Source organism: Pseudomonas peli (assembly GCF_900099645.1).
Lineage (GTDB): Bacteria > Pseudomonadota > Gammaproteobacteria > Pseudomonadales > Pseudomonadaceae > Aquipseudomonas > Aquipseudomonas peli.
Genome location: NZ_FMTL01000001.1, coordinates 828,198 through 853,889, shown reverse-complemented (window position 1 = coordinate 853,889; position 25,692 = coordinate 828,198). Strand labels below are relative to the sequence as shown.

At 59.2% G+C, this 25,692-nt stretch carries 16 protein-coding genes; 11 read left to right on the top strand and 5 right to left on the bottom strand.

Going from position 1 to position 25,692, the window contains the following annotated elements; genetic code table 11:
• Window positions 1-9: 9 nt before the first annotated feature.
• Window positions 10-1,185 carry a thiolase family protein gene (locus BLO50_RS04210; RefSeq protein ID WP_090248990.1) on the bottom strand — a complete coding sequence of 392 codons (1,176 nt, stop codon included), beginning with the start codon at window positions 1,183-1,185 and terminating at the stop codon, window positions 10-12.
• Between the two features lie 182 nt (window positions 1,186-1,367).
• On the opposite strand from BLO50_RS04210, the gene BLO50_RS04205 reads away from it, so the two are divergent.
• From BLO50_RS04205 to BLO50_RS04190, 4 genes are all read left to right on the top strand, one after another.
• Complete coding sequence (locus tag BLO50_RS04205; RefSeq protein ID WP_090248987.1) at window positions 1,368-3,050, top strand: fatty acid--CoA ligase; 1,683 nt, start codon at window positions 1,368-1,370, stop codon at window positions 3,048-3,050.
• Window positions 3,051-3,421: 371 nt separating this feature from the next.
• Window positions 3,422-5,416 (top strand): DUF1302 domain-containing protein, encoded by a 1,995-nt coding sequence (locus BLO50_RS04200; protein WP_090248985.1) that lies wholly within the window; start codon window positions 3,422-3,424, stop codon window positions 5,414-5,416.
• A 34-nt stretch (window positions 5,417-5,450) separates the two neighbouring features.
• The gene (locus BLO50_RS04195; RefSeq protein WP_090251225.1) at window positions 5,451-6,818 is read left to right on the top strand and encodes a DUF1329 domain-containing protein; all 1,368 of its coding nucleotides are present in this window, start codon (window positions 5,451-5,453) and stop codon (window positions 6,816-6,818) included.
• A 277-nt stretch (window positions 6,819-7,095) separates the two neighbouring features.
• A complete protein-coding gene (locus BLO50_RS04190; RefSeq protein WP_090251220.1) occupies window positions 7,096-9,819 on the top strand; it encodes a winged helix-turn-helix domain-containing protein in 2,724 nt (907 codons plus the stop codon).
• Here BLO50_RS04190 and BLO50_RS04185 read toward each other — a convergent pair.
• Window positions 9,808-10,674: a hypothetical protein gene (locus tag BLO50_RS04185; RefSeq protein WP_090251223.1), complete on the bottom strand. Its 867-nt coding sequence runs from the start codon at window positions 10,672-10,674 to the stop codon at window positions 9,808-9,810. The two genes, BLO50_RS04190 and BLO50_RS04185, sit on opposite strands and share 12 nt — an antisense overlap.
• A gap of 99 nt (window positions 10,675-10,773) precedes the next feature.
• On the opposite strand from BLO50_RS04185, the gene BLO50_RS04180 reads away from it, so the two are divergent.
• Window positions 10,774-11,454, top strand: coding sequence for a TetR/AcrR family transcriptional regulator (locus BLO50_RS04180; protein WP_090248983.1), 681 nt, complete (start codon window positions 10,774-10,776; stop codon window positions 11,452-11,454).
• Window positions 11,455-11,533: 79 nt separating this feature from the next.
• Entirely contained in the window at window positions 11,534-12,475 is a 942-nt protein-coding gene (locus tag BLO50_RS04175; protein WP_090248981.1) for an alpha/beta fold hydrolase, read from the top strand.
• A gap of 106 nt (window positions 12,476-12,581) precedes the next feature.
• On the opposite strand, the gene BLO50_RS04170 is transcribed toward BLO50_RS04175, so the two are convergent.
• Window positions 12,582-13,421 carry a metal-dependent hydrolase gene (locus BLO50_RS04170; RefSeq protein WP_090248979.1) on the bottom strand — a complete coding sequence of 280 codons (840 nt, stop codon included), beginning with the start codon at window positions 13,419-13,421 and terminating at the stop codon, window positions 12,582-12,584.
• A gap of 388 nt (window positions 13,422-13,809) precedes the next feature.
• On the opposite strand from BLO50_RS04170, the gene BLO50_RS04165 reads away from it, so the two are divergent.
• From BLO50_RS04165 to BLO50_RS04145, 5 genes are all read left to right on the top strand, one after another.
• Window positions 13,810-14,829, top strand: coding sequence for an AraC family transcriptional regulator (locus tag BLO50_RS04165; protein WP_090248977.1), 1,020 nt, complete (start codon window positions 13,810-13,812; stop codon window positions 14,827-14,829).
• Between the two features lie 2 nt (window positions 14,830-14,831).
• Window positions 14,832-15,479 carry an MBL fold metallo-hydrolase gene (locus tag BLO50_RS04160; RefSeq protein ID WP_090248975.1) on the top strand — a complete coding sequence of 216 codons (648 nt, stop codon included), beginning with the start codon at window positions 14,832-14,834 and terminating at the stop codon, window positions 15,477-15,479.
• Window positions 15,480-15,586: 107 nt separating this feature from the next.
• Window positions 15,587-16,243 carry a YiaD family glycine zipper/OmpA-like lipoprotein gene (locus tag BLO50_RS04155; protein ID WP_090248973.1) on the top strand — a complete coding sequence of 219 codons (657 nt, stop codon included), beginning with the start codon at window positions 15,587-15,589 and terminating at the stop codon, window positions 16,241-16,243.
• A 171-nt stretch (window positions 16,244-16,414) separates the two neighbouring features.
• Window positions 16,415-20,176, top strand: coding sequence for a CHASE domain-containing protein (locus BLO50_RS04150; protein ID WP_090248971.1), 3,762 nt, complete (start codon window positions 16,415-16,417; stop codon window positions 20,174-20,176).
• Between the two features lie 71 nt (window positions 20,177-20,247).
• Window positions 20,248-22,398: an EAL domain-containing response regulator gene (locus tag BLO50_RS04145; RefSeq protein WP_090248969.1), complete on the top strand. Its 2,151-nt coding sequence runs from the start codon at window positions 20,248-20,250 to the stop codon at window positions 22,396-22,398.
• Between the two features lie 28 nt (window positions 22,399-22,426).
• Here BLO50_RS04145 and BLO50_RS04140 read toward each other — a convergent pair whose 3' ends face one another.
• Together BLO50_RS04140 and pta are read right to left on the bottom strand one after the other, a co-directional pair.
• Entirely contained in the window at window positions 22,427-23,332 is a 906-nt protein-coding gene (locus BLO50_RS04140) for an acyltransferase (protein WP_090248967.1), read from the bottom strand.
• A 239-nt stretch (window positions 23,333-23,571) separates the two neighbouring features.
• Window positions 23,572-25,665 carry a phosphate acetyltransferase gene (gene pta / locus BLO50_RS04135; protein ID WP_090248965.1) on the bottom strand — a complete coding sequence of 698 codons (2,094 nt, stop codon included), beginning with the start codon at window positions 25,663-25,665 and terminating at the stop codon, window positions 23,572-23,574.
• Window positions 25,666-25,692: the final 27 nt, after the last annotated feature.

The window sequence follows — 25,692 nt, the reverse complement described above, 5'->3', positions numbered from 1 at the left end:
TCGATCCTTTTAGATCAGCTCGACCGCTACAGCTGTAGCCTCGCCGCCACCGATGCACAGCGAAGCGATGCCGCGTTTGCCGCCGGTGTTTTTCAGCGCGTTGATCAGGGTCAGGATGATCCGCGAGCCGGTGGAACCTACCGGGTGGCCCTGGGCGCAGGCGCCGCCGTAGACGTTGACCTTAGCGTGATCCAAACCGTGTTCACGAATAGCCAGCATGGTGACCATGGCGAAGGCTTCGTTGATCTCGTACAGGTCAACGTCGGCCTTGTCCCAGCCGGTTTTCTTCAGCAGGTTAGTGATCGAGCCAATCGGCGCGATGGTGAACTCGCTTGGGTCCTGGCTCTGCGTGGCATGGGCGACGATCTTCGCCAGCGGCGTGAGGCCACGTTTGGCGGCTTCTTCAGCGGTCATCAACAGCAACGCCGAGGCGCCGTCGGAGATCGAGCTGGCGTTAGCCGCAGTGATGCTGCCGTCCTTGCGGAACGCTGGCTTCAGGCCGGGGATTTTCTCCAGATTGGCGTTCAGCGGTTGCTCGTCATCCTTGACCACTACATCGCCCTTGCGGCCGCTGACGGTGATCGGGACGATTTCCGCATCCAGCGCACCGCTGGCGATGGCGGCCTGGGCACGTTTCAGCGATTCGATGGCGTAGGCGTCCATCTGCTCACGGGTGATGCCGTACTGATCGGCGGTTTCCTGGGCAAAGGAGCCCATCAGGCGGCCGGTGCGCGCATCTTCCAGGCCGTCGAGGAACATGTGGTCCTTGATCTCGCCGTGGCCCATGCGCAGGCCCGCACGGGCTTTGGTCATGATGTAGGGCGCGTTGGACATGCTTTCCATGCCGCCGGCGATCATCACGTTATTGCTGCCGGCCTTGAGCGAATCAAACGCCATCATCACGGCTTTCATGCCCGAACCGCAGAGCTTGTTGATCGTGGTGCAGCCGGTGGCAGCGGGCAGGCCAGCGTTCAGCGAGGCCTGGCGCGCCGGGCCCTGTTTCAGGCCGGCAGGCAGCACGCAGCCCATGATCACTTCCTGCACGTCGGCAGGGGCAATGCCGGAACGCTCAACTGCCGCGCGAATGGCGGCCGCACCCAGGTCAACCGCAGCAATGCTCGACAGGCTGCCTTGAAAACCACCCATCGGCGTACGTGCGCCGCTGACGATGACGATATCGGACATCAGGAAACTCCTCGTTTTTGTAGTAGATCGCAGGCCAAACAAATCGAATGCGAGCCGCCGATTCTACTGCGTGACTAAAAATGCCCAAAGAGTCACGCGGAAAATCATTCTTTGGGCTGATTTGAGCAGGCTGCGGGGGCTCTAGATTGGCCGCACTGAAAAAGCCAACAATAGGTACCGCCATGCTGCAGACCCGCCTGATTGCTCCCGCCGACAATGCACACCAAGCGCCGCTGTTGATCAAGCGCCTGCTGCTGTCCGGTATCCGCTACGAAAAAACCCGCGAAATCGTCTACCGCGACCAGTTGCGTTACAGCTACGCCACCCTCAACGAGCGCGTGGCGCGCCTGGCCAACGTGCTCAGCGAGGCCGGGGTCAAGGCCGGTGACACTGTGGCCGTGATGGACTGGGACAGCCACCGTTACCTGGAGTGCATGTTCGCCATTCCGATGATCGGCGCGGTGCTGCACACCATCAACATCCGCCTATCGGCTGATCAGATTCTCTACACCATGAACCATGCCGACGATAAGTTCGTGCTGGTCAACAGTGAGTTCGTACCGCTGTACAAAGGCATCGAAAGCCAGCTGACCACGGTGGAGAAGACCATTCTGCTCACCGATGCAGCCGAGAAAACCGCCGACCTGGGCGGCTTGGTCGGTGAATACGAAAACCTGCTGGCCGCCGCCAGCCCGCGCTACGACTTCCCGGATTTCGACGAGAACTCGGTCGCCACCACCTTCTACACCACCGGCACCACCGGCAACCCCAAGGGTGTGTACTTCAGCCACCGTCAGCTGGTGCTGCACACCATGGCTGAAGCCAGCGTGTTGGGCAGTCTGGACAGCATCCGCCTGCTGGGCACCAACGATGTATATATGCCGATCACCCCGATGTTCCATGTGCATGCCTGGGGCATTCCGTACGTCGCCACCATGCTGGGGATCAAGCAGGTCTATCCCGGCCGTTATGAGCCGGACATGCTCTGCCGCCTGATCAAAGAAGAGAAGGTGACCTTCTCCCACTGCGTGCCGACCATTCTGCAGATGGTATTGGCCGCCCCAGGTGCTCAGGGCCACGACTTTGGTGGCCTGAAGATGATTATCGGTGGCAGCGCGCTGAATCGTTCGCTGTATGAGGCCGCCAAGGCCCGGGGCATCCAGCTGACTGCTGCGTATGGCATGTCGGAAACCTGTCCGCTGATCTCCTGTGGCCATATCAACGATGAGCTGATGGCCGGTAGTGAAGATGAACGCACCACCTACCGCATCAAGGCCGGCGTGCCGGTGCCGTTGGTGGAGGCGGCAATCATGTCAGCCGACGGCACTTTGTTACCTGCTGATGGCGAAACACAGGGTGAACTGGTGTTGCGTGCGCCGTGGTTGACTCAAGGCTATTTCCGTGAGCCGGAGAAGGGCGCAGAGCTGTGGGAACACGGCTGGTTGCACACTGGTGACGTGGCGACCATCGATGACTTCGGCTTTATCGATATTCGCGACCGCATCAAGGATGTGATCAAGACCGGCGGCGAGTGGATTTCCTCCCTGGAGCTGGAAGACCTGATCAGCCGTCACCCGGCAGTACGTGAAGTAGCGGTGGTCGGTGTGGTCGATCCGCAGTGGGGCGAGCGGCCGTTTGCCCTGTTGGTATTGCGCGAAGGCCAGAGCCTGGATGCCAAGGGCCTCAAGGAACACCTCAAGCCTTTTGTCGATCAAGGCAGCATCAACAAGTGGGCGATACCGTCACAGATCGCCCTTGTTACCGAAGTTCCCAAGACCAGCGTCGGCAAGCTGGATAAGAAACGCATTCGCCTGGATATCGTCCAGTGGCAGGCTGCGGGCAGCCCATTCCTGTCGACTGTTTAAGGCTTTGAGGTGCGGGCGAGGCGTAAACCTCGCCCGTTGGCGCGTTTGCCTTGCAATACCGCTGAAGCCAGATGATTAAAGGGTTTCAGCTGATTTTGCAGGATTTTCTTTGGATGGTTTGCGTAACGTTATGGGCTGTTCAATTCGCGCCAAGCCAAGTCGTTTTTGGTGACTGATCAGTCAAACAAGCGTTTGGCTTGCTAATTGCTCATTCAAAGCCATTCTTGGCTCTGCCGGCCGTGCCAAACACGCCGAAACCTGCGAGCCAGAGTGCCTGGGGGCTGCAAATCACACTTTAGAGGGATCAAGCAGAAGTGCCCGCTGGCTATAGTCCGCACCATCCATAACAAAAAACACATGGAGTAGCGTCGATGACAAAAACAAAACAAACCTGGCGCCTGGCAAAACTGCCACTGGCCGTCAGCCTCGCATCCACCCTCGCCGCACCTGCATTCGGCGTTACTTTCAATATCGGTGAAATTGAAGGTCAGTTCGATTCTTCGATGTCGGTTGGCTCAAGCTGGTCGGTGCGTGGCGCAGATCCAGATCTGATTGGCGTCAATAATGGTGGTCAGGGGCTTTCGCAGACCTCAGATGATGGCCATGCTAACTTCAAAAAAGGTGAAACCTTTTCCAAGATTTTTAAAGGTATTCACGACCTCGAGTTAAAGTATGGTGATACTGGTGTCTTTGTTCGTGGTAAATACTGGTATGACTTCGAGCTGAAAGACGAAAGTCGCATCTTCAAAGATATCGACGACAGCAATCGCAAAGAAGGTGCACAGGCTTCCGGTGCACAAATTCTTGATGCCTTCGTTTACCACAACTATTCCATTGCTGATCAACCAGGTTCCGTCCGTTTGGGTAAGCAAGTTGTAAGTTGGGGTGAAAGTACGTTTATTCAGAACAGTATTAATTCGATCAACCCTGTCGATGCGGCTGCATTCCGCCGCCCAGGCGCTGAGATCAAAGAGGGTTTGATTCCGGTCAATATGTTCTTTGTTTCCCAAAGTCTGACTGAAAACCTCTCCATGGAAGCGTTCTATCAGCTTGAGTGGGATCAAACTGTTGTCGATAACTGCGGTACATTCTTCTCGCAGGCTGACATAGTTGCTGATGGCTGTGATAATAATTTGCGTTTGCTGGCGAATAACCCAGCGGGTGCTGGTGCCATACGTCAAGTCTTGACTGGGTTGGGACGTTTGGATGCTATGCCTGACCAGAATTCGGAAGGTTTCTTGGTTGACAGAGCCGGTGATAGAGATGCGCGTGACGATGGCCAGTGGGGCCTTGCATTCCGCTACTTTGCTGAGCCGTTGGATACTGAGTTTGGCTTATATGCGATGAACTACCATAGTCGTACTCCTACTTTTAACGCAACTGGTGCTGCGCCCGGTATTTATACCGTTGCTACTCGAGTCGGTCGTGCAGATCTAAGCCCAGCCAATGGGGTGCAAAATAACACTGCTTTGGCACTCCCTGTCGTTGCAGGTAATTCCAGCTATTACTTGGATTACCCTGAGGATATTCGTCTGTACGGTATGAGCTTCTCGACCACACTGCCTACCGGTACTGCAATGAGTGGCGAGTTGAGCTATCGCCCGAATGCGCCGGTGCAATTGAATTCTACGGATATTCTTTACGCGGGTGTTACGCCTTTGGCATCTAGTTTTGATCGTTCTAGTGCTGATGCTGCATTACAGACGGCCGGTTTTTTGCCTTATGGTAATGCATCGCTATTGTCTGGCGTCCCAGGTCAAGATTTGAAAGGTTATCGCCGTAAAGAAATTACACAGTTTCAAACAACATTCACGCACTTCTTTGACCAGGTTATGGGTGCTAGTCGTTTAACTTTGGTTGGCGAAATCGGTGTTGTTCATGTTGGTGGTTTGGAAGACTCTTCGGATGTGCGTTATGGTCGGGACCCGATTTATGGTCCTGGGGCGCTACCTTCGACTAGATTGCCAAATGGTGCGGTAGTTAACACATGTACAGCGCTGAATGCCGCAACTATTGGTGGTGCGCTTGGTAATACCGGGGCGACACAAAACGTAGCTAAGCATTGTAATGATGATGGTTTTGTAACCTCAACTTCGTGGGGCTACCGTGCTCGTGCTATCTGGGATTATCCAGATGCAATTGTTGGTGTGAATCTGCGTCCGAGCGTTTCTTGGTCGCATGACGTTGACGGCTACGGTCCAAATGGCCTGTTCACTGAAGGTGCTAAGGCTGTCAGCCTGGGCCTGGATGCTGACTACCAGAACACCTATACCGCCAGCTTAGCCTATACCGACTTCTTTGGCGGTAAATACAACACTTCAATTGACCGCGACTTTGTTGCGCTCAGCTTTGGCGTGAACTTCTAAGTAAGCGGACGAGATTTTGAGGACGACTATGACTATGAAAACAACAAAAAGTCTGCTGCAAACTGGCGCCCTAACACTTTCGCTGTTGGCCAGCGGTGTGATGGCGGCAGTATCGCCGGATGAAGCAGCCAAACTGGGTACCACGCTGACACCAGTCGGTGCGGAAATGGCTGGTAATGCGGATGGTTCGATCCCTGCCTGGACTGGAGGCCTGCCAGCCAGCGCAGGCACTGCCGATAGCGCAGGCTTCCTCTCGGACCCGTTCCCTAGTGAGCAGCCGCTGTTCACCATCACTGCACAGAACGTCGATCAGTACAAAGACAAGCTGACCCCTGGACAGCTGGCGATGTTCAAGCGTTATCCGGAAAGCTACAAAATGCCGGTGTTCGCGACCCATCGTACGGCCACCATGCCGGACTTCATCTTGTCTGCTGCGAAGAACAACGCAGTTAACACCAAGATGGTTGAGGGCGGTAATGGTCTGGAGAACTTCGAGCAGGCTAACCCCTTCCCGATTCCCAAGGACGGTCTGGAAGCCATCTGGAACCACATCACCCGCTACCGTGGTGGCAGCGTTAAGCGTCTGGTAACCCAGGCGACTCCGCAGCCGAACGGTTCCTACAGCTTGGTTTACTTCCAGGATGAGTTCACCTTCCGTGGTGCACTGAAGGATGCCGATACCAGCAAGCCAAGCAACGTACTGTTCTACTTCAAGCAACGGGTAACTGCTCCGTCGCGTCTGGCCGGTAACGTGTTGTTGGTACACGAAACCCTTAACCAGGTGAAAGAGCCGCGTCTGGCGTGGCTGTATAACGCCGGTCAGCGTCGCGTGCGTCGTGCTCCGCAGGTTTCCTATGACGGTCCAGGTACCGCCGCTGACGGCCTGCGTACTTCCGACAACTTCGACATGTACAACGGTGCTCCTGACCGTTACGACTGGAAGCTCAACGGTAAGAAGGAAATCTACATCCCTTACAACAGCTACCGTCTGGACTCGCCGAAGCTGAAGTACAGCGAGATCATCAAGGCTGGCCACATCAACCAGGATCTGACTCGTTACGAGCTGCACCGCGTATGGCACGTGACCGCAACCCTGAAATCGGGCGAGCGTCATATCTATGCCAAACGTGACTTCTACCTCGACGAGGACACCTGGCAAGCAGCTACCATCGACCATTACGACGGTCGCGGCACCCTGTGGCGTGTGGCTGAAGCTCATGCTCAGTACTACTACGACAAGCAAGTGCCGTGGTACAGCATCGAGACCCTGTATGACCTGCTGTCTGGTCGTTACCTGGCTCTGGGTATGAAGAACGAAGAGAAGAGTGCGTACGAGTTCGACTACCCTGCGAAGGAAAGCGATTACACCCCAGCGGCCCTGCGCCAGGCTGGCGTGCGCTAAACCTGACTCACGCTGCATAAAGAACCGGCCCATTGGGCCGGTTTTTTTATGGCTTACCATTCTTGGCGGCACCCCGTCGGGTTCTCGCTAGGCGCCGTTACTAGTGGCTTTCGGCTATTTTTTAGGCCTGGACAACGCCAGTGATCATCCAGCAAATGGATAATCAATCATTGCTGTTTGCTACTGGATGGTCGCAAGGGCTTCAAATGCAGGCATCAAGCGGCTAGTCTGCGGGGCATTGGTAGTGCCTCTGCCTGACTACTACAAGAACTGGCTGATGACTGATCTATCCCGTATTTCTGGCTTAGTGGCTGCGCCTAGTGGGCTCGGCGGGCATTTCTATCGCCCACCCTTGCCGGCCAGTTATGTGCCGCGCCCAGGGTTGTGTGAGCGTCTGCTGGGCGGTCTGGTGGGTCGTTTGCTGCTGGTTACTGCGCCGGCCGGTTTCGGTAAAAGCTCATTGGCCACTGAGTTTTGCGAGCATCTGCCAGAACAGTGGCAAAGCCTGTGGCTGGGTTTGAGTTCGCGGGACAGTGACCCTGGGCGCTTTCTGGAGCGTTTGCTGAGTGGCCTACAGCAGTTCTTCCCTGAGCTCGGGCAAGAAGCACTCGGACTGCTGCGGCTGCGGCAACGGCATCAGCCGTTTGCTTTCGAAGAATGGCTCGACGGCCTGCTTGATGAGCTGGCGCTCTGTCTTGACCCGCAGAAGCCGCTGTTGCTGGTGCTGGATGACTATCACCTGGCCCAAGGTGCTGTGCTCGACCGTTGTTTGCAGTTTTTTCTAAGCCATTTACCAGCTGGTCTGGTGATGCTGGTGACCAGCCGTCAGCGCCCGGACTGGCATTTGGCGCGGCTGCGTTTGTCGCGTCAGTTACTGGAGCTGCATGAGCAGGACTTGCGCCTGACGGACACTGAAAGCACTGAGTTGCTGAGGTTGCAGGGGGCTGAGCTGTCGGCTGATGCGCTGACCGCCTTGTTATTGCGCAGTGAGGGTTGGGTCGCAGGGTTACGCCTCTGGTCCCTGGCTGTCAGTGAGGCACAGGAGTCGACTGCGCTACCGGCGCATGTGCAGGGTGGCGATGGGTTGATTCACGACTACCTGCTGGAGGAGGTAATTGAGCGCCAGCCGGCGGACGTGCAGGCTTTTCTCTATGAAACAGCCAGCCAAGAACGCTTCTGCGCCGAGCTGTGTGATGCCCTGCGTGATGCCCATGACAGCGCCGCGATTCTCCGTCATCTGCAGGCGCATCAGGTGTTTCTGGTGCCGCTGGATGAGCAGGGCAAATGGTTTCGCTATCACCACCTGTTTTCCGACCTGCTGCGCAGTCGTCCGCAGCCCACTTCCGGCCTGCACTTGCGCGCATGCCGCTGGTTCAGTGCCGAAGGTTTGTTGGATGAGGCCATTGAGCAGGCGTTGCGTGCCGGTCAGCCGGACGTGGCCGCGAACCTGGTACAGAACCTCTCCGAAGAGCAACTGCTGGCCGAGCAGAATGTCGCCACTTTACTGCGCTGGAAGATGGACTTGCCGGACAGTCTGCTGACCAGCACGCCGCGTCTGATTCTGTTGTATGGCTGGGCCCTGGCGTTGGCTTGCCAACTGGATGCTGCAGAAGAACTGCTGGCTGAGCTGGGGCGCTTTCTACCTGCCCGTGAGCGCAACGAGCAAGAAGGCCTGCTGGCACAGTGGTTGGCCCTGAGCGGGGTAATTGCGCGGGGGCGCGGTGACAGTGCCAAGGCCCAGGCCTATTGCAGCGAAGCGTTGAGTTGCTTGCCGTTGGACCGTTACGGGCAGCGCCTGATGTGCCTGTCTAGCCTGGCCAACCTGGCGATTGTGCACGGTGACCTGTGGCGTGCCCGTGGGCTGAACCGCGAAGCATTGGAGCTGGCGCAGCGCGTTGGTAACCCATTGTTCGAGGCGTTGGCCCATTACGACCGCGCGCGGGTGTTGCAAGCCCGCGGTGAAGTGCTGCGGGCGCTCGATGAAGTGCGCCACGGCCAGCAGCGCCTGGCCCGTCTGCCGGCTCAGCGGCAGTATGCAGCGCGTGGTCGACTAACCCTCTATGAAGGTTATCTGCTGAGCCTGCGCCTTCAGCCGCAACAGGCCCGGCAGCGGTTGCTGGCCGGGATCGCCGAAGCGCGTGGTTGCCGCGATATCAGCGTGTTGATCGGTTACTGCGTACTGGCCAGTCTGGAAGGGCGCAGCGGTAACTTGCCGGAGGCCTTTGCTCAGCTGGCCGAGGCTGAGCGGCTGATGCATATCTGGGACATTCCGCCGATCTATTACCTGGCGATGATCACCCTGACCAAATGTGAGCTGTGGCTGCGCCAGGGGCAAGCCGAGCTGGCGGGGGTCTGGCTGAGTCGTCTGTTGGATACCTACGGCGGTGAACAGGCCGCTGCGGCCCCGGAGTTCCATCCGCAGCTGCCGCTGCATATCCAATTGCATCTGGCCACCCACGAACGTTTGCAGGGGGAAGACGAACTCGCCGAACGGCGTTTGCGCGGTTTAAGCCAGCTGGCGCAGAACGCCGGCGGCCAGCTGCTGGGGGCGATTGCGCAGATGCAGCTGACCGCCTTGCTGTGCGACAACGGGCGTGAGCGTGAAGCACAGCAGCAGTTGCGCAGTGCGCTGCAGGCAGCGGCCGGCGGTGGTTTATTACCCTTCCATGGCCTGCTGACACGGCAGCCTGAATGGTTGCGTGAGCAATTGCTGGCGTATGAAGCCAGCCCGTTGATTGAAGCCTTGTTGCAGCACTTGCCGCAGTCAGCGAACGTCGTCAGCCAAGACGATTACGCGGGAGTGGTCGATGCGTTAAGTTCGCGTGAATTGTCCGTGCTGCAATTAATCGCCCAAGGCTGCTCCAATCAGGAGATCAGCGACAGCCTGTTTATCTCCCTGCACACGGTGAAAACCCACGCCCGGCACATCAATAGCAAGCTTGGGGTGGAACGGCGCACCCAGGCCGTGGCGCGGGCCAAGAGTCTGGGGCTATTGCGCTGACTCAACGGGTACTGAAAGATCGAGGCTACGCGTAGGTGCCTTGCGCGGTTGTGCGGCTGCGGCCGCGAGCTTCTCCTGAACATCCTGCTGAATGCTCAGCAGCACTGGCTGCAGTTCGCGCATGTTGGCCTGTACTTCTGCGTAGGCATGCTGCTGCGCCAGTTGCTCGACGCGTTGCAGCAGGGTTTCACGCACCTCCCCACTCAAATGAATAAACAGCTCTGGCAGCTGTTTGCTCAGCTCGGCGCTGTAGAGCACCAGTTCTTCACGGCCAAATTGTTTAGTCAGGCCCAGGTAGTCCAGTGCGCTGGAGGTGAGCATGGCTGCCGCCGCCTTGGTTTCATGCAGGCCTTGCAGGCGTACCGGGTTGCTTTGCTCGCTTTCCGAGAGGGTCATCCAGAATTCGGTGGTTAGGGTAAACAGCACCGCCTGCTGGCGCAGTGAATAACTCATCAGGCCCAGCGCTTCGGCGGCATAGGGCTGTTGCACGGCGCGGAAATCAAAGTACAGGCGCATCAGCTCTTTGAGGCGAAACAGCGCTTCGCGGGCTTCGTTCTGCCGCAGTTCCAGGGGCGCGTAGATGTTGAGCTGAGGACGGAAGTTCTCTTCGCTGACCATGCGCTGGTAGATCGGCCCGGTGAACTCGCCGCTGCGCCGGGGCAGGGCGTTGAGCTGGGTGTTGTCGACCTTGTTCAGCGCTTCCAGCAGTTGCTGGTAGTCGGCGCTGTTCCAAGGCTTGTGGATATCGGGAATCTTCTGCCCGAGGTAGAACAGCTCAGTGGCCTGTACGGGTGTTAGCAGAACCAGCAAAAGGATGGCCAGCGGTAGGCAAAGGCGGCGTGGTAGCGTGGTCAGCACAACAATAATCCTGCGGCGATGGCGTTCAGAGTAATCAACTGCAGAGTAACCAGCTTGCTCTGCTGCGTCACCCGCGCCTTGGTTGGGAAGTGTGCAATGCAGCAAGCCTTGGCTGAGCTCGGTGCTGTTCGTGCGGTGTTCGAGGATCTGGGTGGTTACGGCGCGGTGGCCCAGCAGCAGGAACAGGATGGTGACGGGCCACTGATCGGCCATCTGCAGCGCACCAATATCCAACTGGCGGCAATTCCGGTGTTTGCGCGCAAGGGCCTGGCTGACACTACGGTGAATGACCTGCTGGCGGCGGCCAATGTGTCGCGCCGCACCTTCTACAAGTACTTCGAGAACAAGATGCAAGTGCTCGAAGGCATCTACCAGACGGCGGTGTCCCTGCTGTTGTCGCGTTTCAGTGAAATGCAGAGCATCGCCGGCAGCCCGCAGGCCTGGTTGCAGGGCATGGTCGGTCGTTATTTCGACTATCACCTGGCGGTCGGGCCGATTATTCGCCTGATGCAGGAAGAGGCTCTGCGCGCCGACTCACCTTTGGCCGCCCACCGCCAGCGGGCACATGCCGAGATGGCGCGGCTGCTGGCTGAGCGTCTGCATGGCGATACTCAAACCGCCGAGCCGCTGACCTACCGCGCGCTGATTTGGGCCATGGAAGCGGCATCACTGGAACTGCTTGGCCGCGCCGCCAGTCGCGTGGAAATCGAACAAGCCAAGCGCGTGCTCAGTGAGCTGCTGATCGCCTCGCTGTGTCCTGCGCCCCGCTCAACCTAGGTTAGGCGTCAGGTTTAAGTGGGCGTGCTCTGATAGACCGGATACGTCTTTCCCATAACAACAATCTAGAGGTGCCTGCATGTCTGCTTCCAGTCTCTCGCTGACGCCACCGCTGGCGGCCGGTTTTGCCCGTCTGGGCTTCGGCGCCCTGCCGCTGGAGCGCCTCAAAGCGCGCTATGGCAATGCCGCCAATGGCTCGCGTTACATCGAACTCGACGGTTTCAATCTGCACTACCGCGATGAGGGCAGTCGCGATAAGCCGGTGCTGGTCCTGATCCACGGCGTGGTGGCTTCGCTGCACACCTGGGATGACTGGTTGCCAGCCTTTGCCGCTGATTACCGGGTGATTCGCTTCGATGTGCCGGGTTTCGGCCTCACCGGCCCTGCCCGCGATGGTGTGTATTCCGCTGAGCGGATGATCAAGGTATTCGGCCTGCTGCTCGACTACCTCGGCGTAAACAAGGCATCGATTGTCGGCAACTCGCTGGGCGGTTATATCGCCTGGAACTTCGCCCTGGCGCAGCCGCAGCGGGTGGAGAAGCTGGTGCTGATCGACCCGGCCGGTTATCACATGCACAAGGTGCCGTGGATGATTGCCGCCGCTGCCTTGCCCGGTGCCACCGTGGCGATGCCGATGTGGATGCCACGTGCGTTGATCGCCCAGGGCATCAAGGAAGTCTACGGTGAACCAGCACGGATCAAACCGGGCGTGGTGGATCGTTACAACGATTTGACGCGCCGGCCGGGCAATCGCCGCGCGATGATGGATATCTTTCGCGTGCTGCTCAAGGTCAATAAGGAAGAGCTGCACGGCACTTCCGCGCGGGTCGCTCAGATTCAGGCGCCGACGCTGCTGCTGTGGGGTGAGCGTGATCGCTGGATTTCACCCAAGCATGTGCCGCTCTGGCAACGTGACCTGCCGGGGATTCAGGTGAAAACCTATCCGGGTGTTGGGCATATTCCGATGGAAGAAATCCCGCAGCAAAGCGCGGCTGATGCCCTGCGCTTTCTCCAGGGCTGATAAAGCAGAGTCCGACTGCGGCGGCAGCGCTGTCGCAATCGGTAAATAAAGAAGAATAAAAAAGGGAGCCAGCTGGCTCCCTTGTCGTTGTACTTCAGCGTTTGGCTCAGGCCGCCTGGCTTTGCACGGGTAGGTCGAATTCACTGCGGGTCTGGTAGAGCAACTCCAGGTTGTTGTGCTCCCAGGGATGAAAGTTGGGTTTGAAGAAATCGCGGTAGGTGCTGATCAGCGGGCGGAACACGCCTTCCTTGCCCCACATCCACTGAATGCCGTCGCGCCATACGCGCCAGTTCCACAGCAGGCCGTCCTGTTTGAGCATATGCGCCAGCCCGCGAGTGGTATCGAGCACGAAGAAGAAGGTGCCCATGATCATCGCCCGACGCAGCAGTTTACGGCTGCCGCAAACCTGGTTGTACACGTCGAAGGCCACGGCCTTGTGCTCGGTTTCCTCCAGCGCGTGCCAGCGCCACAGGCGCACCATGGTGGGGTGGGCGCCTTCCAAGTGTTTCGGGTCCTTGAGTAGGCCGTCCGCCATGATTGCGGTGATGTGCTCCAGTGCAGCCGTGGCCGCCAGTTGCCGCTGTGGCGAGAACTTCTTCTGGGTATAGCGAATACGTGCCTGCGCACGCTTTTCGATACGGGTTATGTTGTAACCCAGGTCGCGCAAACGATTGCTGTATTCCAGGTGCTCGCGGCTGTGGTGGCCTTCCTGGCCGATAAAGCCACGGATCTGCTCTTTCAGCACCGGGTCATCGATCTGGTCGCGGAAGTGCCGCACCGAGTCGATAAAGAAGCGCTCGCCGTCGGGGAACAACACCGACATGGCGTCGAACAGATGGCTTTTGAAGGCATCACCGCTGTGCCAGTGGCGCGGCAGCGGGTTGGGGAAATCGAAATCCATATGCCGTGGACGAATCTGCAAACCTGCCGGGGTAGTGCTGACCATGCTGACTCCCTGAGTCTGTGACTGAAGCGTGGTCTAACTATGGATTCGCCCCGTGCTTCGGCAAAGGTTCACAACAGCCAATCTTTCGGTCATATATGGCCAATATTGCACGTGTGTACCAAACGTAATGGTTTGTTGGCGGCGTGATTGTGATGCCAAGCCTCGGAGCTAGAGCGCTTAAAGAGCGTTGAGGGATTTCGCGGCCCGCGTGCGCCCAACCTTCGGTTGTGGTGATCGGCCGATTAAGTCCTGAGTATGGCCAAAGCCTTCGCTCAACCGACGCAGGCGACTGACGTGGCAAGGTGCGGCGGGGTGCCCTTGTCGGCTTTTGTCGAACAAGGTTATCGTCGCTGCCAGTGGTCATATCTGGCCAGATAATAAGAAGCCCATGAAGCCATCATTGAATTTCTCCGCTGAACTGGTTCCCGTTGCCTACGCCGCCGCCTTGCTTGACCTGGTCGAGGAGCTGGGCGTACCGCGCGCGCAGCTGTTTGCCGAGGCGCGGGTGCGCGCCGAAGTGCTTGGCAACCCGCAGGGGCGGTTGTCCTTTATTGATTTCACCCAGCTCACCAGCAGCGCTTTGCGCTTATGTGATGAGCCAGCGCTGGGCCTGTTGCTAGGCCAGCGGCTGAATGTCTCGACCCACGGCATCCTCGGTTATGCGGTGCTCTCCAGCGCCAGCCTGGGCAAGGCCATGCAGTTCGCCCTCAAGTACTACCGCGTACTGGGCCTGACCTACGAACTGGAAATGGTCGAGCTGGGCGCGCGGATCGAACTGCGTGCCAGTGAGACCATGCCATTGGGTCCGCTCAGTCGCTTTGCTGCTGAAGGTTTGCTGACCAGCCTCTACACCATTGCGCGCTTTCTGGTGGGCGAGCGTTTGCAGGATGTCGAAGTGGGCTTTGCCCATGCCGCGCCGCATTACGCCGAGCGTTATGAACGGCTGTTCGGCGTCGCGGTGGCGTTTGAGCAGCCTTATCACCGCCTGAGCATGCCGATCACCTACCTGGACCGGCCGATGGCCCTGGCCAACCCGGCTACGGTGCAAATGTGCGAGCAACAATGCGAAGCCCTGCTGGCCAGCCTGGATGTACAAGATGGCCTGCTGACCCGTGTGCGCCGCTTACTGCTAGCGCGGCCCGGCGATTTTCCTGACCTGGCCAGTGCTGCCGCGGCCCTGCACACCAGTGGCCGTAGCCTGCGCCGACACCTGTCCAGCATGGGCACCAGTTACCAGCAAGTGCTTGATGAAGTACGCAAGAGCCTGGCCCTGCAATACCTCACCACCACCCACCTGCCGCTATATGAAATCGCCTACCTGCTGGGCTTCAGCGACCCGTCGAATTTTCGCCGTGCGTTCAAGAAATGGACGGGTAAACTGCCCAGCGATTACCGCGCTGAGGAATAACCATGAGTTCTGCCGCAACCCCGACCCTGATCCGCGAAACCTTCCCTGTCGGGCCTTTGCAGTGCAACTGCACGATCGTCGGTGACCCTGTGACCAAGAAGGCCATCGTGGTCGATCCGGGCGGCAATCCTGATCTGATCATGGCGCGTCTGGAGGCGCACGGGTTGAAGGTGGTGAGCATCATTCATACCCACGCCCATCTGGATCACTTCCTCGCCTCTGGGCAGATGAAGGAGAAAACCGGGGCGACGTTGCATTTGCATAAAGAGGATCAGTTCCTCTGGGACAATCTGGAAATGCAGTGCCGCATGTTCGGCGTGCCTTACACCCCGGTGCCGGCCCCGGATCAGTGGTTGAGTGATGACGAAGAGCTGGCCTGCGGTTGTGGCGTAGCGCTGCACACGCCGGGACATACGCCAGGTTCGATGAGCTTCTGGTTCCCGCAGGACAAGCTGCTGATCGCTGGCGATACCCTGTTCAAGCGTGGTATCGGCCGCACTGATTTGTGGGGCGGCGATTACCCGACCATTGAGCGCTCGATCAAGCAGCGCCTGTACAGTTTGGATGAAGACGCCACCGTGGTTACGGGGCACGGCGCTGACACGCGCCTCGGTGATGAGATGCGTGAGAATCCATTTGTTCGTGCTTAGCCGGTTGCTGGTCGGCGCGATGATCCCTGGCAGTGAACTTTAGCCAGGTATTGGGCTCGAAACCCGACGGTAAGCTTGTCCCGATCCGATATTCAAAGGAAGTACGCATGAAACTTTGGCGAAATCTGGCTGTTGTGATCCTCGGTCTTGGCGTACTCGCCGGCTGTACCACCAACCCCTATACCGGTGAGCGCGAGGCAGGCAAAGCGGGCATCTACGGTGGTGTTGGCGCAGTCACTGGCGCGGTGATCGGCGCGGCCACATCGAGCAAAAAGGATCGCGGCAAAGGTGCCTTGATCGGTGCAGCAGTGGGTGGTGCGGCTGGTGGTGGCTACGGCTATTACGTCGACACTCAGGAAGCCAAGCTGCGCCAGACCCTGCAGGGCACTGGCGTGCAAGTGCAGCGCAATGGCGATGACCTGAAACTGATCATGCCGGGCAACATCACCTTTGCCAGTAACTCGGCGGATATCTCCAGCAGCTTTTATCCAACCCTCAATTCTCTGGTTACGGTGTTCAAGGAGTTCGATAAGAACGGTGTGGATATCGTCGGCCATACCGACAGTACCGGCTCGTTGGAGTTGAACCAGAACCTCTCCAACCGTCGTGCGCAAAGCGTCGCCTCTTACCTGAGCGCCAATGGTGTTGCGGCTTCGCGGTTGTCGTCTTATGGCGCCGGCCCGAATCAGCCGATAGCCAGCAATGCCAATGAAGCCGGTCGCGCACAGAACCGCCGGGTAGAAATCAACCTGCGTCCACTGTAACTGCAGGCTGTAAAAAAGCCGTGCACTCAGTCGAGTGCGCGGCTTTTTTGTGCCTGCGATTCAGGCTCGGTCAGCCGTTCAAATCGTGACTAGACTGCTGGCAGTGGTTCATTTCAACCCTGCTGCCGCAGTGCCCAAACTGCGCCGACATGGACGATGACTGGAGAGCGCATGGACGATCGACTCATATTTCTCGCCCGCAAACCCTGGCTACCGTTGTTGGCCACTCTGCTTGTGCTGGTCAGCCTTGGCAGCGTGTCGCTCTGGCAATGGCATGCCTGGAACCAGCGTGACCATCAACAGCGTCAGCAACAGTTTGAGGTGGAAGCGCTGGACATCAGCCAGCGCGTCGTCAGTCGCATGCAGGCTTATGAAATGGTGCTGCGCGGTACGTCGGGCTTGATGACGGGCAGTGACTATGTGTCGCGTGAAGAATGGGAGCGCGCGATTGATCAGCTGCAGTTGCAGGATCGATACCCCGGTATTCAGGGGCTGGCGTGGTCCCGTTACCTGGCTCACGAGCAGCTTGAAGCGTTCCTCGCCGCGGAGCATGCGGCTGGGCGTGAGAACTTTCGTGTGTTCCCGCCAGGGCAGCGTGAACACTACCTATTAATTGATTACATCAGTCCCTTGGACTGGCGCAATCGACGGGTTCTGGGGTTTGACATGCTCAGTGAGGCCGTGCGCCGAGCGGCGGTTGATCAAGCCATGGACAGTGGCGTTGCAACCCTGAGCGCGCCGGTCACCCTGCTGCAGGAAACCGAAGAAAATGTGCAGGCCGGCGTACTGTTGTACCTGCCGGTGTACCAGCCTGGCAGGCCGCTGAGTACCCCTGAAGAGCGGCGGGCTGCTGCGCTCGGCATGCTCCACGCCGTCTTTCGCAGCCATGATTTGATGGAAGGGATTCTGGGCGCCCAGTCCAGCCGTTTTGCCATCACCTTGAGGGATCAGCAGGCTCCCGACATGCTGTTGCTCAGCGGCGGTATAGAAGGCGCCGACGCGGACGCCTCGTTCCGTCATGCCATCGAGCTACCCTTATACGGGCGTAATTGGCTGCTGGAAGTTAGCAGCACGGCTGTCTATGACGCTGCGCAGGTCAACCTAGAGGGGCATGCCAGCCTATGGCTGGGGCTGGTGGCTGCCGCCTTGCTGGCCTTGCTGGTTGGCGGCTACCTGTACCTGCGCGAACGTGAGTTGCACGCCAACCACTTGGCGACCGACCAGCTGCGTGAGCGTGAAGAGCGCTTCCGTCTGTTGATCGAGCGCCTGCCCGTGGCCACCTTGCTGTGCAACGCCCAGGGGCGGATCGAAATGGCCAACCGCAGCGCCGCCGACTTACTCGACTCAACGCCCGAAGGGTTGGTCGGTGAGCGGGTCAAGCGCTTTTTGCCCAGTATCGAGCAGCTCAGTTCGCTGGCGATTGAGCGTGACGGCGCGGAGTTGTCCAACGAGTACCAGGCGCGCCGCGACCTTGGGGAAGAAGTGCCGGTGGCACTCAGTCTGAGCGTGTTGGGCGATTCAGGCGGGGTCAATTACCTGATCAACCTGATTGACCTGCGCGCCCGTAAAGGCGCTGAAGAGCGCTTTCGCCTGGTGGTCGAGGCCTCCCCCAACGCCATTGTGTTGATCGACGAGAACGGCTGCATCGCCATGGTCAATCGGCAGACCGAGCAGTTGTTCGGGTACGACCGCGAAGCCTTGCTGGCACAACCGGTGGAGATCCTGCTGCCCACGGCTTTGCGTAGCAGCCATGTGCCGATGCGCCAGGACTATCAGCGCAACCCGGAACCGCGGCGCATGGGTAATAACCGCGAGCTGTTTGGCCTGCACCGTGATGGTCGACAGATTCCTCTGGAGGTCGGCTTATCACCAATCCGAGGCAGTGAAGATGCCTTGGTGCAAGCCGTGATCATCGACATCAGCGAGCGCAAGGCCGCCGAGCAACGCCTGCGTGATCAGGCCGAGCAACTGATTTTGGCCAACCGCTACAAGTCGGAATTTCTCGCCAACATGTCCCATGAGCTGCGCACGCCGCTCAACAGCATCCTGATCCTCAGTGATCAGCTACGCATGAACAGTGCCGGCAACCTGACCGAGAAGCAGGCCAAACATGCCGACATCGTGCACCGTGCCGGCAGTGACCTGCTGCAATTGATCAACGATGTGCTGGACCTGGCCAAGGTCGAGTCCGGGCGCATGCAGCTCAAGCTCGAACCGCTGAGCATGCAGGATATTCTCGTTGAGCTGGATGCCAGCTTACGGCCGATGGCGGAGATCAAAGGGTTGCGCCTGCATACCCAGCTGGAAGCCGGGGTGCCGCGGGTGATTCACGCAGACCGCATTCGCCTGCAGCAGATCCTGCGTAACTTGCTGTCCAACGCGTTGAAGTTTACCGAGCACGGCGAGGTGAGCCTGACGGTGTCCTGCGCCAGCGGTGAGCCGGAGGAGGGGCATGAGCTGCTCAATTTCAGCGTACGCGACAGCGGGATCGGTATCCCTGCCGAGCAGCATGAGCAGATTTTTCAGGCTTTTCAGCAGATTGACGGCTCTACCAGTCGGCGCTTCGGTGGCACGGGTCTGGGGCTTGCCATTACCCGTCAGCTGGTGCTGGCAATGGACGGCGAGATCAACCTGCAAAGCACCTTAGGCGAGGGCTCCTGCTTTAGCGTGCTACTGCCGGTGCGGGTGGTGGCGCAGACTCAGGTGGAGTCGGCCGTGGACGCGCCGCAGCGCAGTGGTGAAGGCCCAGCGGTACTGATTGTTGAAGATGACGTGAATTTTGCGGCGGTACTGGCTGAGGAGGCACACGCCCACGGCTTTGCCAGTGTGCATTGCCGTTCTGGTGTGCAAGCCCTCAACTTGCTGCAGAGCGAGTGCTTCAGCGCGGTGATCCTGGATATTCTGCTGCCGGATATCAGCGGCTGGCAGCTGTTTCGCCGCCTGCGCAGCCAGGCCAGCCACCGCATCACGCCGGTGCACATCATCTCCTGCGTGCCGCAACCGGTGGACTGGAATGATGACGGCACGCGCTATCTGGTCAAGCCGATTCAGCGGGCTGATCTGGAGCAGGTGTTTGTCGACTTGCAACAGCTTGCCCCGTCGCCTGCCCAGCGTTTGCTGTTGGTCGAGGATGTTGAGGTTGAGCGCGAACATTACCGCGAGCATCTGCAGCAGCTGGGCTTTGACGTGCAAGCCTGCGCGCGAGCTGATGAAGCGCAGCGAGCTTATGCCAGCGGAGTTTTTAGTGCGTTGGTGATCGACCTTGATCTGCCTGATCAGGATGGCTTTGAACTGCTGGAAACCCTTAACCGGCAGCGCCCGCTGAATGGCATGCGGGTGGTGATCAATACCGGGGTAGATGTCACCCGCCAGGCCTTGCAGCGTCTGCGTCGTTACAGCGCGGTGGTGGTGCACAAGGATGGTGAGGACATGCAGGATCTGAGTGAGGCCGTGCAAGGCTTCCTGGGCAACGTGCGCAACCCCACGCGGCTGGGAGCGCCACGCGCCGAGAATCCGCTGGAGGGCCGGCGCGTGCTGCTGGTCGATGATGACGTGCGCAATGTTTACGCCCTGACGGCCCTGCTTGACGAGGTCGGGCTGATTGTCAGCTCAGCCAAGGACGGGCAGGAGGCCATCAACTGTTATCAGCGCGAGCCGTTTGATCTGATCCTGATGGACATGGCCATGCCGACCATGGACGGCTATACCGCCACCCGCTTACTCAAGACCGAGCACGGTTGCAGTATTCCGATCATCGCCCTGACCGCCCATGCGATGAAAGGTGACCGGGAGAAATGCATCACCGCAGGCGCGGATGACTACCTGGCCAAACCGGTCAGTCGCGAGGCCTTGCTGGATTTACTGGTGCGTTGGCTGGCCAACAGCGGTCCGCAAAATGGCTCATTTGCAGCATCTGCTGCACCACCGCAATAGTTTTGCTGTGGCCTGCTAACCTCAACCGCAACAGGAGTCGCAAGACGCTCGCCAGGGACAAGGGAGGATTTATGGCACATGTACAGCTGAAGAGCGTGCCCAGCACGCAGATTCTGCTGGTGGTGGATGACCGTCAGGAAAACCTGGTGGCCATGCAAGCTCTGCTGGAGGAGGGCGACTGGCAACTGCGTTGTGTCGACTCGGGCGAGAGTGCCCTGCAGTGCATGCTCGAAGAGGACGTTGGCCTGGTGCTGCTGGATGTGCAGATGCCGCACATGGACGGCTTTGAGGTGGCACGGCTGATGCGTGGTAATCCGCGTACGCGCTACACCCCGATTATCTTCGTCTCTGCCATCGCGCAGACTCAGGATTCGGTGATCAAGGGCTACGCCACCGGCGCGGTGGATTTCATGCTCAAGCCCTTCGACTCCAGCGTTTTGCGCCATAAGATTCACGCCCTGCTCGAACATGAGCGCAACCGCAGCGAGCTGCTGCAACTGACCCAGCAACTGGACACCGCGCGGGCGTTTAACGCCTCGGTGCTGGACAACGCCGCCGAAGGCATCATGGTGGTGGGCGAGGATGGCCGGATCAATTTCGCCAACCCGGCCATGGCGCGCATGCTTGAGGGCTCGATAAGCGATCTGGAAGGCAGTGAAATGCTCTCCTATCTGGTCAGCCCGCAAGTCACCAGCGACTGGCGGTTGTCCGAATTTTACCTGCAGTGGCGGCGCGGTGAGGCTTATCGCCTGCATGACGCTAACCTGCGCACGCTGAACGGCGGGCAGGTGCCGGTGGCGCTGTCCTGTTCACCCTTGCCGCGCCTGCAGCACGCCATGGTGGTGATGGCGCTGGATATGTCGGTTGTGCGCCATCTGCATCAGCAACTGGAGTCACAGGCGATTACTGATGCCCTGACTGGCCTGCTCAACCGGCGTGGTTTCTATCAGGCGCTGGAATCGGCGTTATCGCGGATCGAACGCAGCGGCCAGCGTATGGCGGTGCTGTATCTCGATCTGGATGGCTTCAAACGGATCAATGACTCCCTCGGCCACGACGTGGGCGACCGCTTGCTCAAACTGGTCGGTGAACAGCTAAAGGCCAGCCTGCGCCCCTATGACAGCCTGGCGCGGATTGGCGGCGATGAGTTCACTGCCCTGCTCGACAGTCTGGAACATCCGGAAGACGCCGCGCGCATCGCCGAAAAACTGATCGAGCAGGTGTCGGTGCGGCATAACCTCGACGGCATCGAGGTGACTCTGGGTGCGAGTGTGGGCATTGCCTGTTTCCCCGAGTGTGGGCAAACCGTGGAAGGCTTGCTGCGTGCCGCTGACATGGCCATGTACGAGGCCAAGCGCACCGGTCGTCAGCAGTACCGCTTCTTCTCGCAGGAAATGAACGGCCGCGCGCGCTCACGGTTGATGCTTGAGGAAAGCCTGCGCAACGCCATCGAGAATGATGATTTCGTCCTGGTCTACCAGCCGCAGATCTACCTGGAAAGCGGGCGCCTGCGTGGCTTCGAAGCTTTGCTGCGTTGGCAGCATCGGGTTGCCGGTACCGTGGCGCCGGGGGTGTTTATTCCGCTGCTGGAGGAGACTCGTCTGATCAACCGCCTGGGCGGCTGGATCTTCAAGGCCGGGATCGAAAAATGCCAACAGCTGAGCCAGCAGTTCGGCAACGAACTGGTGCTCAGCCTGAATGTCAGCCCGGTGCAGTTCGGCATGCCGCAGCTGGTCGATGACCTGCGCCGGGTGCTTGAAGAGCACCAGTTGAACCCTCGGCAGCTGGAAGTGGAAGTTACCGAAAGCGCGTTGATGCAGGATCTGGAAACCAGCCAGGAACAGCTGCGTCAGTTGCGTAAGCTCGGGGTGAGGATCGCCATCGATGATTTCGGCACCGGTTATTCGTCACTGGCTTACCTGCGTCATTTCGAGCTGGATACGCTGAAGATCGATCGCCTGTTTATCTCCAATATGCTCGACTCGCCGCGTGATGCTGCGGTGGTCAGCACCATCATCGATCTGGGCCGCAATCTGGGATTGGAGGTGATCGCCGAGGGTGTGGAAACCATGGCTCAGCGTGATTGGCTGGCGGCGCACAACTGCGCAATCATGCAGGGCTTTCTAGTCGCGCCGGGGCTAAACGCGGAGCATATCAAAACCTTCCCCGCGCAGCTGGATTGGCACAATTTGCCGTTGCGTAACGAAAAGCCCGCTGGCTAGGCGGGCTTGAGGATTCAGCGATAGCGGCTTAGCGCGCGGGATAGCGCTTCTTCAGTTCGTCGAGCTGCGCATCCTTGTCCAGCCACAGCTGGTTGACCCATTGCTGGAACTGTAAGCGGTAGGCTTCGTCCTGATCATAGTTGCCGCCAATAAATTCCTTGGGAATCTGCAGCTGATCGAAACGCACGACTACCTGATCAATCCGTCCGCACAACAGGTCCCAGAAACCGGGGTTGCCCTGTGGGTAATGAATGGTGACATTGACCAGGCTATGCAATTGCTCTCCCATGGCGTCCAGCACAAAGGCAATACCGCCGGCCTTGGGTTTGAGCAGGTGTTTGAACGGTGACTGCTGCTGCGCGTGCTTAGCCGGCGACAGGCGCGTGCCTTCGAGGAAATTGAACACCGACACTGGGTTGGTCTTGTAGCGCTCGCAGGCCTTGCGCGTGGTTGCCAGGTCCTGGCCGCGTTTTTCCGGGTGCTTGGCCAGGTATTCCTTGCTGAAGCGCTTCATGAATGGAAATTCCAGCGCCCACCAGCACAAGCCAATCACCGGCACCCAGATCAGCTCCTGCTTGAGGAAAAACTTGAGAAACGGAATACGCCGATTGAGCTGGTATTGCAGCACCAGAATATCCACCCAGCTCTGGTGGTTGCTGGTCACTAAGTATGAGTGCTGTTTATCGAAACCACTCAGCCCGGCCACATCCCAATGCGTACGGCCGACCAGGCTCATCCAGAATTTGTTGATGGAAATCCAGGCTTCGGCACTCGCGTGCATCATAAAGCGCAGGATGCGGTGTACCTCAGGTATGGGTACTAGCAGTTTCACCAGTGCCAGGATAAACAGCGGCCAACACCAGAACAGGGTATTGAGTGCCAACATCAGGCCGGCAAGCAGGCCGCGCAGTGGAGCAGGCAGGAAATGCAGCATTGGGGCAGGTGCCTCCAGAAAATGGGGCCAGGCTGGTTGCGGGCCACTGCTGTGGCGCTCAAGCGGCTTGATCCCCGACTTATCTACGCCTGCGGTTTTGCACCGCAGATCGGTCGGCGCACAGGTTAACGTCTGTGCACCGAACTGCAACCCCTCGAAATATGGGTTATCGCAGCGATTCGCGGATGTTTAGCACTTTTGCCTGGCCAGGGCCGCCGTTGAGCAGCCCTGGCTGTGCGTTACTGCGGCAGGTTGGCAGCCTGAATCGCGGTCAGGGCAATGGTGAAGACGATATCGTCGACCAGCGCGCCGCGTGACAGGTCATTCACCGGCTTGCGTAGGCCCTGCAACATCGGGCCGACGCTGACGCAATCGGCGCTGCGTTGTACCGCTTTGTAGGTGGTGTTGCCGGTGTTCAGGTCGGGGAAGATAAATACCGTGGCGCGGCCGGCGACCGGGCTGCCAGGGGCCTTCTGCCGACCGACACTTTCAATCGCTGCCGCGTCGTATTGCAGCGGGCCGTCGAGCAGCAGTTGTGGGTCGATGGCCTTGGCCAGGCGGGTGGCCTCGCGGACTTTTTCTACCTCTTCGCCGCTGCCGGAGTCACCGGTTGAGTAACTGAGCATCGCCACCCGAGGAATGATGCCGAAAGCGCTGGCCGAGGCCGCGCTTTGCAGGGCGATTTCCGCCAGCTCCACCGCTGTCGGGTCAGGGTTTACCGCGCAATCACCGTAGACCAGCACCTGGTCGGGTAGCAGCATAAAGAACACCGACGACACCAGCTTATAGCCCGGTGCCGTCTTGATCAGCTGCAGGGCCGGGCGGATGGTGTTGGCGGTGGTGTTGATCGCCCCGGAAACCAGGCCGTCGACTTCATCCAGGGCGAGCATCATGGTGCCCAGTACCACGGTGTCCTCCAGCTGCGCGGCGGCCATCGGCGCGTTCAGCCCTTTGCCCTTGCGCAGCTCGACCATGGGCTCGACATAGCGCTCGCGGATCAGGTCCGGGTCGAGGATTTCCAGTCCTTCCGGCAGCTCGATGCCATGGGCGCGGGCTACGGCGTGGACGTCATCCGGTTTGGCCAGCAGCACGCAACGGGCGATGCCGCGTGCCTGGCAGATGGCCGCGGCCTGTACGGTGCGTGGCTCGCTGCCTTCGGGTAGAACGATGCGCTTGTTGGCTGTCTTGGCGCGTTGTACCAGCTGATAGCGGAACGCCGGCGGCGACATGCGCAGCTCGCGTGGCGTGCCGCAGCGGGCGAATAGCCATTCATGGTCGATATGGCTGGCGACGAAGTCGGCGACTTTCTCTGCACGCTCCTTGTCATCGACCGGGATTTCTTTGTTCAACCGGTTTAGGTTGGTCGCGGTGTCGTAGGAGCCAGTGCTCACCGTCATCACCGGCAAACCGCCCTGCAGCGCGCCACGGCACAGCTCCATGATTCGCGGGTCAGGCGCAAAGTCGCTGCACAGCAGCAAACCGGCCAGCGGCATGCCGTTCATCGCAGCCAGGCTGGCCGCGAGGATGATGTCGTCGCGGTCCCCTGGCGTCACTACCAAGGTGCCAGGCTTGAGCAGTTGCACGGTGTTGGCCACCGCGCGGGCGCAGAGCACGATCTTCAACATGCGCCGCTGCTCGTAATCGCCGGCATTCAGCACTCGCGCGCCGAGCAGGTCGGCGATGTCGCGGGTACGCGGGGCGTTCAGTTCTTCCTGCCATGGGATGCAGCCGAGCAGGCGGAAGTCATCGCCCTTGAGCAGTGGCGAGAGTTCTTTCAGGCGATTGGCGAAGGCTTCGATACCATCGTCACTGCGTACCTTGTTGAGGATCACCCCGAGCACTTTCTCGTCTTTTGGCCCGCCAAACAGTTGGGCCTGAATTTCCACTCGGTCGCTCAATTCGCTGAGGCTTTCCTGTTCCGGCGCTGAGACCAGAATCACCTCGGCATCCAGGCTTTTGGCCAGGTGGAAATTGACCCGCGTGGCGTAGCTGGCCTGGCGCGTTGGCACCATGCCTTCGACGATCACCACGTCTTTATCTGCAGCGGCCTGCTGATAGAGGCTGATGATTTCTTCCAGCAGTTCATCCAGCTGGCCGTCACCGAGCATGCGCTCGACATGCGCCAGGGCCAGCGGCTTGGGTGAGTGCAGGCCGTGGGTGCGGGCGATCAGCTCGCTGGAACGCTCGGGGCCCATGTCGCCCTGATGCGGTTGGGCGATGGGTTTGAAAAAGCCGACCTTGAGGCCGGCACGCTCCAGGGCACCGACCAGACCCAGGCTGATCGAGGTCAGGCCGACACCGAAACCGGTGGGGGCAATAAAGAAAGTGTGCATTCGCGCTCCGTAGTAGTCAGGTGACGA

Coding starts and splice junctions, on each gene's coding strand:
- BLO50_RS04210 (WP_090248990.1), bottom strand. CDS start 1,185: ATGTCCGATATCGTCATCGTCAGCGGCGCACGTACGCCGATGGGTGGT.
- BLO50_RS04205 (WP_090248987.1), top strand. CDS start 1,368: ATGCTGCAGACCCGCCTGATTGCTCCCGCCGACAATGCACACCAAGCG.
- BLO50_RS04200 (WP_090248985.1), top strand. CDS start 3,422: ATGACAAAAACAAAACAAACCTGGCGCCTGGCAAAACTGCCACTGGCC.
- BLO50_RS04195 (WP_090251225.1), top strand. CDS start 5,451: ATGAAAACAACAAAAAGTCTGCTGCAAACTGGCGCCCTAACACTTTCG.
- BLO50_RS04190 (WP_090251220.1), top strand. CDS start 7,096: ATGACTGATCTATCCCGTATTTCTGGCTTAGTGGCTGCGCCTAGTGGG.
- BLO50_RS04180 (WP_090248983.1), top strand. CDS start 10,774: ATGCAGCAAGCCTTGGCTGAGCTCGGTGCTGTTCGTGCGGTGTTCGAG.
- BLO50_RS04175 (WP_090248981.1), top strand. CDS start 11,534: ATGTCTGCTTCCAGTCTCTCGCTGACGCCACCGCTGGCGGCCGGTTTT.
- BLO50_RS04170 (WP_090248979.1), bottom strand. CDS start 13,421: ATGGTCAGCACTACCCCGGCAGGTTTGCAGATTCGTCCACGGCATATG.
- BLO50_RS04165 (WP_090248977.1), top strand. CDS start 13,810: ATGAAGCCATCATTGAATTTCTCCGCTGAACTGGTTCCCGTTGCCTAC.
- BLO50_RS04160 (WP_090248975.1), top strand. CDS start 14,832: ATGAGTTCTGCCGCAACCCCGACCCTGATCCGCGAAACCTTCCCTGTC.
- BLO50_RS04155 (WP_090248973.1), top strand. CDS start 15,587: ATGAAACTTTGGCGAAATCTGGCTGTTGTGATCCTCGGTCTTGGCGTA.
- BLO50_RS04150 (WP_090248971.1), top strand. CDS start 16,415: ATGGACGATCGACTCATATTTCTCGCCCGCAAACCCTGGCTACCGTTG.
- BLO50_RS04145 (WP_090248969.1), top strand. CDS start 20,248: ATGGCACATGTACAGCTGAAGAGCGTGCCCAGCACGCAGATTCTGCTG.
- BLO50_RS04140 (WP_090248967.1), bottom strand. CDS start 23,332: ATGCTGCATTTCCTGCCTGCTCCACTGCGCGGCCTGCTTGCCGGCCTG.
- pta (WP_090248965.1), bottom strand. CDS start 25,665: ATGCACACTTTCTTTATTGCCCCCACCGGTTTCGGTGTCGGCCTGACC.